Annotated in this window: 15 protein-coding genes and 1 tRNA gene; 9 read left to right on the top strand and 7 right to left on the bottom strand. The window is 42.6% G+C overall.

What is annotated here, in order from left to right; translation table 11 throughout:
* The first annotated feature begins 168 nt into the window (after positions 1-168).
* Positions 169-1,014, top strand: a complete 846-nt coding sequence (locus tag ACFPFU_RS01235) for an OmpA/MotB family protein (RefSeq protein ID WP_377060694.1) — start codon at positions 169-171, stop codon at positions 1,012-1,014.
* Between the two features lie 517 nt (positions 1,015-1,531).
* Here the strand turns inward: ACFPFU_RS01235 and ACFPFU_RS01230 are convergent.
* Positions 1,532-2,608: a GlxA family transcriptional regulator gene (locus ACFPFU_RS01230; RefSeq protein WP_377060692.1), complete on the bottom strand. Its 1,077-nt coding sequence runs from the start codon at positions 2,606-2,608 to the stop codon at positions 1,532-1,534.
* A 50-nt stretch (positions 2,609-2,658) separates the two neighbouring features.
* Between ACFPFU_RS01230 and ACFPFU_RS01225 the strand changes: the two genes are divergently transcribed.
* The 4 genes from ACFPFU_RS01225 (at position 2,659) to ACFPFU_RS01210 (ending at position 4,459) form a co-directional block, all read left to right on the top strand.
* Positions 2,659-3,108, top strand: coding sequence for an SRPBCC family protein (locus tag ACFPFU_RS01225; RefSeq protein WP_377060690.1), 450 nt, complete (start codon positions 2,659-2,661; stop codon positions 3,106-3,108).
* Positions 3,095-3,493: a DoxX family protein gene (locus tag ACFPFU_RS01220; protein ID WP_377060688.1), complete on the top strand. Its 399-nt coding sequence runs from the start codon at positions 3,095-3,097 to the stop codon at positions 3,491-3,493. Before ACFPFU_RS01225 ends, ACFPFU_RS01220 begins: the two co-directional genes overlap by 14 nt.
* Before the next feature lie 186 nt (positions 3,494-3,679).
* On the top strand, positions 3,680-4,045 hold the full coding sequence (locus ACFPFU_RS01215; RefSeq protein ID WP_377060686.1) for an SRPBCC domain-containing protein: 366 nt from the start codon (positions 3,680-3,682) through the stop codon (positions 4,043-4,045).
* 12 nt (positions 4,046-4,057) lie between these two features.
* A complete protein-coding gene (locus ACFPFU_RS01210; RefSeq protein WP_377060684.1) occupies positions 4,058-4,459 on the top strand; it encodes a VOC family protein in 402 nt (133 codons plus the stop codon).
* A 407-nt stretch (positions 4,460-4,866) separates the two neighbouring features.
* Here ACFPFU_RS01210 and ACFPFU_RS01205 read toward each other — a convergent pair.
* A tRNA-Lys gene (locus tag ACFPFU_RS01205) sits at positions 4,867-4,939 on the bottom strand.
* Positions 4,940-5,015: 76 nt separating this feature from the next.
* On the opposite strand from ACFPFU_RS01205, the gene ACFPFU_RS01200 reads away from it, so the two are divergent.
* Entirely contained in the window at positions 5,016-5,735 is a 720-nt protein-coding gene (locus ACFPFU_RS01200; RefSeq protein WP_377060682.1) for a tetratricopeptide repeat protein, read from the top strand.
* On the opposite strand, the gene ACFPFU_RS01195 is transcribed toward ACFPFU_RS01200, so the two are convergent.
* From ACFPFU_RS01195 to ACFPFU_RS01175, 5 genes are all read right to left on the bottom strand, one after another.
* Positions 5,724-6,350, bottom strand: coding sequence for an LON peptidase substrate-binding domain-containing protein (locus ACFPFU_RS01195; RefSeq protein WP_377060680.1), 627 nt, complete (start codon positions 6,348-6,350; stop codon positions 5,724-5,726). The two genes, ACFPFU_RS01200 and ACFPFU_RS01195, sit on opposite strands and share 12 nt — an antisense overlap.
* A 379-nt stretch (positions 6,351-6,729) precedes the next feature.
* Positions 6,730-7,449, bottom strand: a complete 720-nt coding sequence (locus ACFPFU_RS01190; protein WP_377060678.1) for a hypothetical protein — start codon at positions 7,447-7,449, stop codon at positions 6,730-6,732.
* Between the two features lie 224 nt (positions 7,450-7,673).
* Positions 7,674-8,234, bottom strand: coding sequence for a gluconate 2-dehydrogenase subunit 3 family protein (locus tag ACFPFU_RS01185; RefSeq protein WP_377061389.1), 561 nt, complete (start codon positions 8,232-8,234; stop codon positions 7,674-7,676).
* 27 nt (positions 8,235-8,261) lie between these two features.
* Positions 8,262-9,941, bottom strand: a complete 1,680-nt coding sequence (locus ACFPFU_RS01180; protein ID WP_377060676.1) for a GMC oxidoreductase — start codon at positions 9,939-9,941, stop codon at positions 8,262-8,264.
* A 130-nt stretch (positions 9,942-10,071) separates the two neighbouring features.
* Entirely contained in the window at positions 10,072-11,352 is a 1,281-nt protein-coding gene (locus ACFPFU_RS01175) for a nucleoside permease (RefSeq protein WP_377060675.1), read from the bottom strand.
* A 273-nt stretch (positions 11,353-11,625) separates the two neighbouring features.
* On the opposite strand from ACFPFU_RS01175, the gene ACFPFU_RS01170 reads away from it, so the two are divergent.
* From ACFPFU_RS01170 to ACFPFU_RS01160, 3 genes are read left to right on the top strand one after another with little or no spacing between them, the layout of a single operon-like run.
* The gene (locus ACFPFU_RS01170) at positions 11,626-12,792 is read left to right on the top strand and encodes a Gfo/Idh/MocA family protein (protein ID WP_377060673.1); all 1,167 of its coding nucleotides are present in this window, start codon (positions 11,626-11,628) and stop codon (positions 12,790-12,792) included.
* 14 nt (positions 12,793-12,806) lie between these two features.
* Positions 12,807-13,862: a sugar phosphate isomerase/epimerase family protein gene (locus tag ACFPFU_RS01165; RefSeq protein WP_377060671.1), complete on the top strand. Its 1,056-nt coding sequence runs from the start codon at positions 12,807-12,809 to the stop codon at positions 13,860-13,862.
* 19 nt (positions 13,863-13,881) lie between these two features.
* Positions 13,882-14,301 carry a c-type cytochrome gene (locus ACFPFU_RS01160; RefSeq protein WP_377060669.1) on the top strand — a complete coding sequence of 140 codons (420 nt, stop codon included), beginning with the start codon at positions 13,882-13,884 and terminating at the stop codon, positions 14,299-14,301.

The following is a 14,301-nucleotide window of genomic DNA, read 5'->3' as shown; positions in this document are numbered from 1 at the left end:
ATAATAATGTAGCTGTAATTGACCACAGTATACTGCTGAACTGGGTTAAATGCCTGTAAGAAAATATGGTGATTCTCAAATTTCTTCGGTCTGCTGATAAAAATGGCTTTGTTTTTGTCTTGGGCCTGTTAGGAATAAATTAACTAAAGAAACCAATATAAGATTACCATGAAAAAATACGCATCCTTATTCAGTATTTTGATTTTATGTCTTTCGGCATCCTGTGTTTCTAAGAAAAAATATACCGAACTTCAAGGGGAACTTTATTCTACTCAAGTGGCACTGGCCAACACGACTACCGAGAAGGAGAGGTTGGAGGAGAAGTTTGCTAAAATCGAAGCCAGGGTTGAAGAGTACAACGCCAAGATTAATTCCCTCAGGGATACCAATGATCATCTCCAGGCGGAGAATGATGAGAAACTTAGCCTTGACGGTGCCATGCTGATGTCTAACAATATGAGGAAACAGCTCCACAACACCCTTGCTCAGGTGGATCCCGAAAAGCTTGCGCAGGCTGAGACAATGGAAGACTCCGTAAACCTGGCCATCTCCCACAACCTGATGAGGTCAATGACCGAGGCAGAAGGGGCAGAAGAGGATGATATTGTCATAGATATTGATAAGACAGTTGTCATGATATCCGTGTCTGACCGTTTACTTTTCAATACCGGGAGTTACAGAGTAAGTACCAAGGCCAGCAATCTGCTGGAAAGGTTGGCGGAAGTAATTAAAAGCGAGCCGAGCATGGAGGTAATGGTAGAGGGCCATACTGATCCCAGGAGTATTTCTACTGCGGTGGTGCAGGATAATTGGGATCTGAGCGTTAAAAGGGCCACTTCTATCGTAAGGAAGCTGGTGGATGATTATCAGGTGGCACCGGAGCAGTTGATTGCCGCCGGAAGGAGTTATTACTTTCCGTTAGTAGATAACGACAGTCCCGAGAATATGGCTAAAAACCGAAGAACCAGGATAATCATCATCCCGGATTTGGATAAGTTTTTTGCGTTGATGTAAGCGTGATAAAGCCCGGTAAATGATTGCCAGGCTTTTTTTTCGAGTTGAAGATGGGTTTATGAAAAAAAGGACACTATAACAATCCCGCTGGGGCTTCCCGATACGCCTCCAGCCGTCGGCTCATCGGGACAGGCTTCTCGCCCCATGGCGTATGCTGAAATAAAAAAAGCTCATTATAAATAACAATGTCTCATACCTAACTGTGACCATGGGGATACAAATTTGGATCCCATTTATAGCTGATTTAACACTGTTAAGTGAAAATTAGGAGCATAACCGTCAACCATCCATGTATCAAAAACATTAAGTTTAGTTGGTAGAACTTGAGCTCCGAATTTAGCAAAAAAAACCTTTCAATTCTCCAAAAAAGCACAAAACTGTACGCTTATATTCTAACTACTGCCAGACACCCTCCTTGCTTTTATTCCTCAAAGATACGGTCATCATCATACTGCGGGAGCTTGAAAATACAGCTTACTAAAAAGAGATTTTTTGCCGGGTTTCAGGCAGCAAACAGTTATACCTCATTTACCACTTTAGCAAACTTATTCCTGTATTCAATCGGAGTAAGTCCTGTGATTTTTTTAAATATATCTCTAAATGCTTTCGTATCCGTGTAACCTACATCAAACATAATTTCAGTTACGTTCTTTCTTGATGCTTCAAAGAAAGTTTTGGCAGCTTCTATTCTTACCCGTTGTATATATTCGATGGCTGTATTATTGGTAGCCTCCTTAAATCTTCTTTCAAATGTTCTGCGACCCGAATTAATCAGATTGGCTAAAGTATCTATTGTTATTTTATCACAATAGTGTTTTTCGATATAATCCTGTACTTTTTGGATATCATCATCCCCGTGATTCCGTTGGCCTTTGAAAATTGTGAACTGAGATTGGCTGTCTCTCCCGATATCCAGTGCAAAATATTTTGAAATCATGACTGTTGTTTCCCTGTCCGCAAACTTTTCAACCAGATATAATATTAAATTCCATAAACTATTTGCTCCGCCACTGCTGTAAATATTATCGTGTTCGGTGATGATTGCACCGTCTTCTACCTCCACCTCCGGGAATCTTTCTTTAAACTCGCTGATATAAGCCCAATGCGTAGAGCATTTTTTGCCATTGAGCAAACCTGTTTCGGCTAAAAGAAAAGCACCGATGCATAAACTGGCAAGACTGGAACCTTTCTGGTATAATTTTTTAAAATAAGGTATCGCTTCTGCATTGGCCTGAATCCCTTTGGCGGTTTCGCCAAATGTAGGAGGTATGATAAGCAGGTCGGTTTCGGTCACATCTTTGAGCAACCTATTGGTTTTTATCATGTATTCGCCATTGTTAGCGGGTACATATTCTTTTAGACCTACATACTCGACCTTGAAAATGGGCTTTTTGCCAAAGGTGGTCAAAAACTCATTGGCGGTATGGAAGGTTCTAAATGGGGGCGTAACGGCCTCAATAACGCCATACTCAGGTACAAAGACAGAAATCTGCATGCCAACTATTGCTATTAAGCTACAAGATAAAAAAATAGTTTTGTCATAATCCCCCCCGAAAACTGTCATTTTCACAACAGCAGTGATTTCATACCCCATTGTAACTTTGAATTATAAAATTTAGCAAACAAAAATTAAGTCAAATCACAATGACACAAGCAACAAAAATTACGGTAGAAGCAACTGCAAATGCTCCCGTAGCAAAAGTCTGGAAGGCATGGAATACACCAAGCGACATCATGCAATGGAATACGCCCGACCCAACCTGGCATACTCCAAGCAGCGAAAACGACCTGCGGGTTGGCGGTAAATTTAAGAATAGAATGGAAGCCAAAGATGGCAGCTTCGGTTTTGACTTTGAAGGTATTTATGATAAGGTGGAACTGCATAAGGAAATTACTTACACCATGGGTGACGGAAGAATGGCCACCACGTTGTTTACCGAGCAAAATGGCAAAACCAACATGGCCACCACATTTGATGCTGAAACAGAAAATGATTCTGAGTTTCAGAAACAGGGATGGCAAGCTATCCTGAACAGTTTTGTAAAATATGTTGAATCAACCAATCCGCAAATTAATAAAGATGAAAAAGAATAAAATAATCTTTTGGGTGGCAACTACCATCATCATCCTTTGGGAAGGGGCAATGCCGCTCGGCACCATGTTGTTTGCACCGGAGTACATCAATGCAGGGACAAAACCATTGGGCTACCCCGATTACTTTGCCTATGCGCTTGTTATCTGTAAAGTACTCGGAGTATTGACGATTTCCCTTCCTAAAATATCAAGCAGGCTAAAGGAGTGGGCATATGCAGGACTCACTTTTAATTTGATCTTTGCCTTTATAAGTCATGCATATGTCGACAAAAACATCGGTTTTATGCTGATGCCGCTGGTGGTATTGGGCATTCTTGCCGCTTCCTACATTTACAACAATAAGATCCTGACGAATAACCAAAACGAATTGTCATTCACGAAGTGATGTCCGAAAAGCTTATTGAAAAAATCGTCACGTCGGGAAAAGTAAAATGAGGAAACGCCAAAGAGTAAAAAATATCATTAATAACACATTCAATTTAAATAAAATGAAAAACAACGCTGTTTCATTACCCAGGATCATAAAAGCAAGCCCGGAAAAGGTGTTCCGGGCATTTGCAGACCCTTTAGCATGTTCAACTTGGCTGCCCCTTATGGCTTTATATGTACTGTGCAGCAAATGGATTTTAAGGTAGGAGGTGGGTTCAGAATGACCTTCGTCAATTTCAGTACAGGGAACGGACATTCCTTCGGTGGAGAATATCTTGAAATAAAACCCCATGAATTCATTAAATATACCGATAGGTTTGACGACCCCAATTTGCCCGGAGAAATAACCACGACCGTTCGGCTGAACAGGGTTTCGTGCGGCACTGAGCTTAATGTGATCCAGGAAGGAATCCTTTTGGCAATACCGGCGGAAATGTGTTATTTAGGCTGGCAGGAATCACTGGAGAAATTAATGAAACTGGTAGAGCCTGAAATTCCCGATGCTTAAACTAATATAACTATGACTGACTCTGATAACGGTAAATTTGTGAGTGCGGTTTTCATAACGTTTTCCGGGAACTGTAAAAGGGCGCTCACCTATTACCAAACCTGTTTTGGCGGTACCTTGCGATTCGAGACTTTTGAAGAGGAATTGCAAGGGTATGCCGAAATACCTGTCGTCAGCGGGTCGTTGGTTTCTGATAGCATAGTCATTTATGGTTCGGATCTGGTACACAACGAAGGAAGAATACTTGGGAATTATATGTCTATATTTCTGCAATGCAGAAATATAGACGATAGACAAGCGCTTATTGAAAAACTAAAATTTAATACCCAGATTCCTTTTGTCAATAATGGCGATGACCATAAACTGGTTGAGGTAACTGATGCTTTTGATGTGAGGTGGGTATTGAGCGTTTAGGAATAGAATAGGCACACAATGAAAAGCCCCCTGAAGTGTGGTTTTGTGATACCACAGGGAGCCCCCCACCCGGCCCACTTCCTATCCTGCTTTGGGACAGGCCTCTCCCTTTGGGACTTATACAAAAAAAGACTCCGCTGTATGATAACGAAGCCTTAATATTTACCGAGGAGGGATTACTTTGTGATCACTACAGCCCCTTTTGCAAATACCAAGCCCGCAAAGCCCTTGCTTTGAAAATAAAAAAGACCCCGTAAAAAATAACGAGGTCTCATTTTAACAGTGATCCCGCTGGGGCTTTCCGAACCGGCCCGCGTCCCGCCCTGCTTCGGGACAGGCTTCTCGCCCATAATGATTTGTCAGAAACAAAAAAACCCGGATCCAAAGACCAGGGTTTTTTCTTATTGTGATCCCGCTGGGGCTCGAACCCAGGACCCTAACATTAAAAGTGTTATGCTCTACCAGCTGAGCTACGGAATCAAATGTCTCCGGAAAACTTGGTTTTGAGGCCAACTTTTCCGTAATTGGACTGCAAATTTAACCGACTATATCTAAAATGCCAAACATAACGCCGCTGTTTATTGCCAAATTATTGGTCTTTTTTCTTTTCCTTTTTCAAATCATTGATTGTCAAGCCAATGTTCCTGTGTTGCAAAAAGCAGACTCTTTATTTACTGCTAAAAAATATAAAGAAGCACTGGTTTTATATGAGGAACTGCTCGACGATCAGGCTTATTCTCCTGCTATGCTGTTAAAAATGGCATTCATTACAGAAGGGGTTGGGGATTATCCAAAAGCTTCTTTCTATCTCTCCAAATATTATGAACATAACCCCAATCCCAGGGTCATCAACAAGATAAAGGAATTGACCAATCAGGGGAATTTGGTAGGGTATGATATCAGCGATAGGGACAGATTTTTTAAGATGCTGGTGGATTATAAACAGGAGATTACGGCTTCTTTTGCGCTTCTGATGCTGACATTTCTGATATGTGTGTTTGTTTTTCCCCATAAAAAGTCAGGATTTTATATGCCGGCAATCATCTGTTTGACACTGGCTTTTTTCAGTAACAATTTTTTAAAGCTCCCGGACAGGGCCATCGTTACCGGTAGTCCGACTCTAATCATGGATCAGCCTACCGCCGGAGGCAATTTGGTCAGGAGGGTGGATGCCGGACACAGGGTTATTATCCGGGATGCAAAAGACATATGGTATGAAATCAAATGGGGAGATAAAAGAGCCTATATCAAAAAGGAAAATGTTTCAGAAATTTAAGGGGTCAAAGTATTTGAAATGACCATTCATTTTGATCTTGTTCTTGGCAGATTCGATCTCTTTAATGAGTGGAATGATTTTGTCAAAATGCTTTATGAGATATTCCAACCTTTTGTTTTCTGTTTCCAATATTAGCAATTCATATTCCTGTTCGGGTTTAAGCCCTACCTTGTGGGCATAGGTAAAGGAATTGATGGTTTCCCGGCTGAGATCCACGGGATATTGCAACAACTGAAATACTTCCTTTAAACGCTGTTTAAACTCCATATTTTTATCGCGGTCGCTGGTCATGTCCAACGGTAGAAACTCCACTTTACCTCCTGCATACAGTTTGTCAGCGAGGGGGTTATGAAAATCAAGAATCTTAAAAGGCCGTTTGCCTTTGGTTTTAATGTCCATTCTTCCGTCATCGTAGGTTTTATATATTTCCACTAACTCTACTTCCGTGCCGTATTTCATTAATTTGTCCAGGAAAGTGCAGATTCCGAAGCATTTGTCTAATTCATGGCAATCTTTTATCATTTGCTTGTATCGTGGTTCAAAAATATGAAGATTCAGGTTTTCGCCGGGGAAAGCCACCAATTTCAGCGGAAAGAAAAACAGTTTTTGTGCCATTGGTTCGTGGGTTAAACGAATGATGTCAACTTAGACGGACTGTTGCTACTTATTTTACTATTTTAAAACGATAAAGTTTTTATTTCTTTTATAGGAGACCGTTATTTCTTGGATTTCATTCCGTATAATTTAATTATTCATCCTTTGATCAAACCCGGATGCAGATTCTTAAGGTTACTTTAATTTTTTGTGGGATGGTGGATTGAATAAAAAAAGCTACAGGTTAACGGTTGTGTTGAAAGGGGCTATAACTTTCGCGTCCGGTTTATTTTCCGGGTTTCAGGTTTGGGAAAATTCATTGAGGAAAAGCAGAAGAATTCCGGGTTACTGGATGCCAAGTTGCGCCGGACGATATAAAGCAGACGTGGCATAATCAGCCTCATCTCGAACTTCCATCCTGATCCTGTTCATCATCCTCTTGTACTTCTACCAGGGAAAGAATCTCTCCAGGTGACATGTAAAGGGTTTTGATTTTATTTTTGTAATCGTCGGGTAGCCTGTCATGGTTTAAAACAAAGTTTTTGGTGGCAATTATTTTTTTTCCTAACCCATAGGCTACGGCATGGCTGTCGGCAGCGATTTCGGCCTCCGTAACAAAGTTGTCCGAGCAATAATATTGGATCCCAAACCCCATCATATTCAAGGCACTTCTTTCCAGATAGTCTTTGATATGCCCCAATTCGTGACCTATCCATCCCAATAGAACATCATGCGGCAGTTCCTCGATAAGAACTGCCTCATCTTCCAATTCCAGATACCTGCTGATTTTAATTTTATACGCCCTGTTCTCCTTTTTATTCAAAATGAGAGAGCCGATTTTGGGCTGGGCCTGCATAACTGATCCGGATATCCTGTTTTTGAACTGAAAGTCGATTTTGATATCCAGCAGGTCAGGAAAATACGAAAGTGCTTCCAGTGTAACTTCCCGGATAGCATCGGGTATCTCTTTGTTCAGGGCGTATTTTTCCAGGTCATCATTGCTGTATTCACTAAGCTCTGCAGCCTCTTTTATCCCGTCATTTTTGTAAAAAAACTCAATGGAATTCTGAATGAATAATATATTTATTGAAAATACTAAATTAATTATTATTTTAATCATAATTTTACTGATCCATATATCTTTAATTATACGGATTTATTTTCACATAAGCAAATTATTAAGGGGGTTATCTCAGGAACAGATGCAAGCAATGGTTACCGGCTTTTTATGATAACGGTTTTTTCGGTAGGGAAATTGCCGGCGGGAATAATAAAAAAATAAGCTTTTATGTTAGTTGTCGTAAAAAAACATAAAAGCCTATTCAGTGATTTATAATGCAATGGTTATATGGCCCAAGCTTTGTCTCCTTTTTTGTAATCGACACAGGGATCATATCTCCCGGGAGTCTCGATAAACCTCAGTGCCTGTGTAGCCCCTATTTCAGATGTGAAATATCCCAACACGGTAAGGTCCTTCAACATTCCGATATATTTGGGGCTTTTGTCACCTTCATTGAATTCAGCTATGGCTTTCTTGTTGAGCTGGTTAAGGAATGCCGTTCTTTCGTCTACAGAAGCATCCATGAAGTTCTTGCCCGTTTCAGATTTGAAATCCTTTTTCAGACTGTTAAGGCCATTTATAAAGGTTTCCTGTTGCTCCTTATTATAGGTGTCTTTTACCATCATGGCCATAAAGCTGCCAATCCCTGCTGCTTTGGCCCCGGGCGTATCGGTAGTGGGGATAATGGCCTCTCCGATTTCGTCCATATAAGCGATTTCCTTTTCAGAAAAGTCAAGTCCTTCTATTTTATCTTCAGGAGCACAGCCGGTAAGGATCACATTGGCACCGACCATGGTGCCACCCATCATCAGTACCACGCTTTTTAAAGCTTCTCTTCTATTCATTAAATTCATGTCAGTTCCTAATTTAGATTACAAGTTCCTTCTTTTCAGCTCTTTTACAGCAAAATCAGCAGCTCTTGCCGTCATGGCCATATAGGTGAGCGAGGGGTTTTGCGCAGCTGCTGATGTCATGGCAGCACCATCGGTTACAAACACATTTTTCGCATCCCAAACCTGGTTGTTGCCATTCAGCACTGACGATTTAGGATCCCTTCCCATTCGTGCCGTGCCCATTTCATGGATGCCCTGTCCGAAGGTGTATCCATTGTCATAGGTGTTTACGTTTTTCACACCCGCAGCTTCCAGCATTTCTGCAGCGTCATTCATCATATCGACGCGCATCTTCTTTTCATTTTCACGGATTTCGGCATCCATTTCCAGCACATACATGCCCCACTTGTCCTTTTCCGTCTTGCTGAGTTTGATGGTATTGTCGTGGTAGGGCAGGATTTCTCCAAAGGCAGTCATTCCGATGCTCCATGGGCCTGGCTCAGTCAGCTCTTCCTTCATCGGTGCCCCGAAATCCAGTTCGGCCACTGTTCTGCTCCAGCCGCTTCTGCTGGCACCACCCTGATAGCCGAAACCCCTGATGTAGTCCCTCTTCTCATTTCCCAGATTCCTAAACCTCGGAATATAAAAACCGCCGGGCCTCCTTCCGAAATAATACTTGTCTTCGTATCCTTCCACAAGCCCATTGGCACCCAATCTGAAATGATGATCCATTACGTTGTGTCCCAATTCTCCCGAGCTGCTTCCCAATCCGTCGGGCCAAATGTCCGTGGCAGACCGCATAAGGATGGCTGTTGAGTTAAACGCGGAAGCACATAGAAAAATTATTTTGGCGTCAAATTCATGGGTTTCATTGGTTTCCCCATCCACAACCTCCACACCAGTAGCTTTTTTACTGTCTTTATCATAAATGATCTTATTGACGATAGACCATGGCCTTAAAGTAAGGTTTCCGGTCGCTTCAGCAGCGGGTAAAGTAGAGGCCTGGGTGCTGAAATACCCTCCAAACGGACATCCTAAGGAACATTTGTTCCTGTATTGACATCCCGGTCTTCCCGGTAGAGGTTCGGTGATATTGGCGACCCTGGCGTTGGTGATCAACCTCGCGCCTCCAAATTTCTGCTTGACCCTTTCCGCGACGTCTTTTTCCACACAGTTAAGCGGCATGGCAGGCATGAATTCCCCGTCTGGCAGCGTGGCCAGCCCGTCACGGTTACCGGAAATGCCTGCAAATTTCTCCACATGGCTGTACCAAGGAGCAAGGTCTTTATAGCGGATTGGCCAATCCACCGCAATCCCCTGTTTTAGGTTGGCTTCGAAGTCTATATCGGCCAGTCGGTAACTCTGTCTGCCCCATAACAGGGAGCGGCCTCCTACTTGATAGCCCCTAAACCAGGTGAAGGGCTTTTTTTCAATATAAGGGGAGTCTGACTCGTGTGCCCACCAGTCCAGATTCAATTCGTTCAGCACATAATCCCTTCTCAGGTTGGGATGGTTTTCCAACATCTCCACGGTCCTTCTTCCCCTGTGGGGGATTTCCCACGGTGTTTTTGTCGCATTTTTATAATCCTTAACATGTTTTACGTCAGGACCTCTTTCCAAAAGGAGTACTTTCAATCCTTTTTCCGTCAACTCTTTTGCCGCCCAGCCACCACTGATACCTGACCCAACGACAATAGCGTCATAACTTTGATTAGCCATATATATTGATAATTTATTTTAAGTTTACAAGTATATTGCTTTTTTTCAAGGTTTTCACATAAATTTTTTAATATTCGGATTCTTGCTGTTTAAAGCGGGGTAGATTCACATCTCTTTAATTTACAACGACTTAATCCATGCCTAGTTGACCCGTTTTTGGGATTTTTTTTAGGGTTCTGCGCAATTCCGAAGCTTTTTTGAAATCATTATCGGTAAAGAAAACAAGGAATATAATTGTCACCACCAATGCAATGGCTGAGGGGATAAGCCATATGTATTTCCATTCGTGTACGCCATCTGAGAGGTAAATATCCGAAACGATACCGGCTACCCAAAAACCAATCAGCATGCCGATGCCATAGGTTGCCAAGGTAATCAGTCCCTGTGCCGCGCTCTTGTATCTAGGACCGGCTTTGGAGTCGGTATAAATCTGTCCTGAAACAAAGAAAAAGTCATAGCAGATCCCATGCAGCGCGATCCCTATGATCAGCAGATAAGTGCCGGCACCGGCATCACCAAAAGCAAAAAACACATACCGCACCACCCACGCCAGCATGCCCACAATCAACGTGGTTTTCAAACCGAATTTTTTAAAGAACAGAGGCATAAGTAACAGAAATAATACTTCTGAGACCTGTCCTATGGTCATTTTGCCGGTGGGATTTGACAGACCTACCTCTGAAAGAAACGGATTGGCATTTTGATAATAGAAAGCCAAAGGGATACATATCAACACCGAGGACATAAAAAAAATGGCAAAGTCCTTGTCCTTGAGTAGTTTTAAAGCATCAAATCCCAGTATTTCAGAAATGGACTGCTTTCCCTTCATAGCGGCCTTGGGAGGAGTGGCGGGGAGGGTGAAAGCAAAAAGCCCAAGTACCAATGATGAAACGGAGGACATCATGAAGGTGTTTCTGAGTAGCCCTTCGGAGATGGCTGTCGGACTATCCCAAACGAAGAAGAAGCTGATCAATAAACCCGCAACAATCCACCCAATGGTTCCCCATACCCTAACGATGCTAAATTCTTTGGCAGGATCTTTCATTTGATTAAAAGATACTGAATTGACCAAAGCAAGCGTGGGCATATAAATCAGCATGTATAAAAATACGTAGGGATAGAATGAAGCAAAACTGTCCGCTTTGAACATCAGGTACATCAACACCGCCCCGGATAAATGGAGGATTCCCAGGATCCGTTCCGCATTGAAATACCTGTCTGCAATCAGGCCAATGATGAATGGGGCGATGATGGCGCCAAAAGATTGTGTGGAAAATGCCGCGGCCAGTTGAGTACCTGTGGCACTTAGATTGTTTCCCAAAAAGGTACCAAGGGTGACAAACCAGGATCCCCAGACAAAAAATTCCAAAAACATCATCAGGGAAAGTTTCAATTTGATTGAATTGTTCATTGCATCAGGTTGATTATGATTTTTTATTAAGTGAAGCCGATTTCATAAGTATGTAGGGAAACTATTGATGGATTTATTTAAATTTAAGCCAATTTAATGTAAATTTATCATTTGAGAAAGCACGGTAATATTCCCCATGCAGAACGGTGTTCTGAGTTTACTCCGGATTCAATGCATTAAATGCATTGATTTTCTTTGTTTTATAGGGGACGTGAATTGAAATATAACAGAATAAACTGAACTTCAAAAACCAAAAAACCAAAGATCTAAATAATGAACAACAGGAAATTAAAAATGGGTATGATCGGCGGTGGCCCAGGGTCATTCATTGGGGCGGTGCACAGGATTTCCGCTGCGATGGATGGGCTTATTGAGTTGGCCGCCGGAGCTTTTAGCAGTCAGGCGGACAAATCCGCCCAAACCGGCCGTGAATTGTTTCTGCCGGAAAACAGGGTTTATGGATCCTATGATGAAATGTTCGAAAAAGAGCTCCAGCTTCCGGAAGACGAAAGAATAGATTTTGTGGCAATTGTCACCCCTAACCATGTCCATTTTGATCCCACTGTAAAAGCTTTAAAAAACGGATTTCATGTTGTTTTGGATAAGCCGATGACTTTTACCTATGAGGAAGCCAAAGAGCTTGACCAGGTGATAAAAGATACCGGGTTGCTTTTTTGCCTTACCCATACCTATACCGGTTATCCGATGGTAAAAGAGGCAAAACATTTGATTGCCACAGGGGTTTTGGGAAAAATCAGGAAAATCTATGTGGAATATCCACAGGGGTGGCTATGGACTGATGTGGAAAATACCAACTATAAGCAGGCGGTATGGCGGACTGACCCCTCCAAAAGCGGGATAGCCAATTGCATGGGGGATATAGGTACCCATGCCTTCAACCTGGCCGAATACGTCAGCGGACTGAAGTTGACCAAACTTTGTGCGGATCTCAATATCGTGGTAGAAGGACGTAATTTAGATGATGATGGGGCGGTCTTGATGAAATTTGACAATGGCGCGACAGGCGTGTTGATGGCCTCCCAAATAGCGACCGGATCGGAAAATAATATAAAAATCAGGGTTTTTGGTGAGAAGGCCGGGTTGGAATGGCAGCAGGATGATGCCAATACATTGATAGTAAGGTACCCTGAAGGACCGGATCAAATATACCGTACGGGAGGGAACATACCCTATCTGTCTTCTTTGGCAATGGAAAATATCCGGACGCCGGGTGGACATCCGGAAGGTTATCTGGAAGCTTTTGCCAATTTATACCGTAACTTTGCCCGGTGTTTATATGCAAGAAGGAATGGGGAGACTCCTAAAAAGGAATGGGAGGACTTTCCAGGTGCAGAGGATGGGGTAAGAGGTATGGCGTTTGTAGAACATGTGGTCAAAAGCAGCAAATCTGATCAAAAATGGACTAACTTTGAACTCTAAAAATAATAAACCTTATGAAAACCATTAAAGGGCCTGCGCTGTTTTTGGCGCAATTTGCCGATGATAAACCACCTTTCAATAACCTAAAAGATATATGTAAATGGGCAGCTGGCATAGGATATAAAGCCGTGCAGATACCTACTTGGGATGCAAGGCTGATAGATCTGCAAAAAGCAGCCGAGGATATGGATTATGTCAAAGAGATTCAGGCGACGGTGAAAGATGCAGGTGTGGAAATCTCTGATTTTTCGACTCACCTCCAAGGCCAACTGGTGGCGGTGCACCCTGCTTACAATGAATTGTTTGACGCTTTTGCGCCCAAAGAACTGGCGGGAGACTTAAAGGGAAAATCTGAATGGGCCACCCAACAGCTCAAATGGGCTGCACGGGCCTCTAAGAATTTTGGATTGACTACCCATGCTACGTTCAGCGGTGCCCTAATGTGGCACACGGTGTACCCATGGCCCCAACGCCCCGCTGGATTGGTTGAGACCGGTTTTGATGAATTGGCCAAAAGGTGGATTCCGATTCTTGATGAATTTGACAAATACGGGGTGGATGTGTGCTACGAGCTGCATCCCGGAGAAGACCTGCATGATGGGGTTACTTTTGAAAAGTTTTTGGAGAAAGTCAATCATCATAAAAGAGCCAATATCCTTTATGACCCAAGCCATTTTGTACTTCAGTGTCTGGATTATGTGGAATTCATTGACATCTATCATGAGAGGATCAAGATGTTTCATGTTAAAGACGCGGAATTCAATCCCACCGGAAGACAGGGAGTGTATGGTGGGTATTCAAGTTGGGTGGAAAGAGCCGGAAGATTCCGTTCCCTGGGAGACGGACAGGTGGATTTCAATGCCATATTCAGCAAGCTGTCCCAATACGATTTTGATGGATGGGCCGTTCTCGAATGGGAATGTGCACTTAAACACCCTGAAAATGGCGCCATTGAAGGGGCTAAATTTATCGCTGAAAAAATAATCAGGGTGACAGAAAAAACTTTTGACGATTTTGCGTCCGCAGGCGCGGATGAAAACCTCAACAAAAAAATACTTGGAATCAATTAATCTATCATAATAAAAAGCAATGAAGTTAAACAATTTGTTAAGTCTAGCCATGATTGCAGTGGCATTTATGGCATTTTCGTGCGGTGGTTCGGATAAACAATCTGAAACCACTTCTACCACTACTGCGCCAGCTCCGGAAAAAGAGGTAAGCTTGGAAGAAAAATATAAGGATCATCCAGACTATGTGAAAGGACTGGCTTTAATCAAGCAAAATGACTGTCCAAGCTGCCATATGGTAGAAAGAAAGATAGTCGGACCCTCATATGCAGACGTGGCCGGTAAATACGAAACCACAGATGAAAATGTAGAATTATTGGCCAGCCGGGTCATCGCAGGCAGCGTGGGTGAATGGGGAGAGATACCCATGCCGGCCCACCCAAACCTGTCCAAAGAGGATGCTGAGCAGATGGTCAGGTTTGTGTTATTGCTAAAAAAATAA

The sequence above is a fragment of the Negadavirga shengliensis genome, from assembly GCF_042652345.1.
In the GTDB taxonomy this organism is placed as follows: domain Bacteria; phylum Bacteroidota; class Bacteroidia; order Cytophagales; family Cyclobacteriaceae; genus Negadavirga; species Negadavirga shengliensis.
Note: the sequence above shows the minus strand (reverse complement) of the source record. Positions and strands in the feature narration are given on the sequence as shown.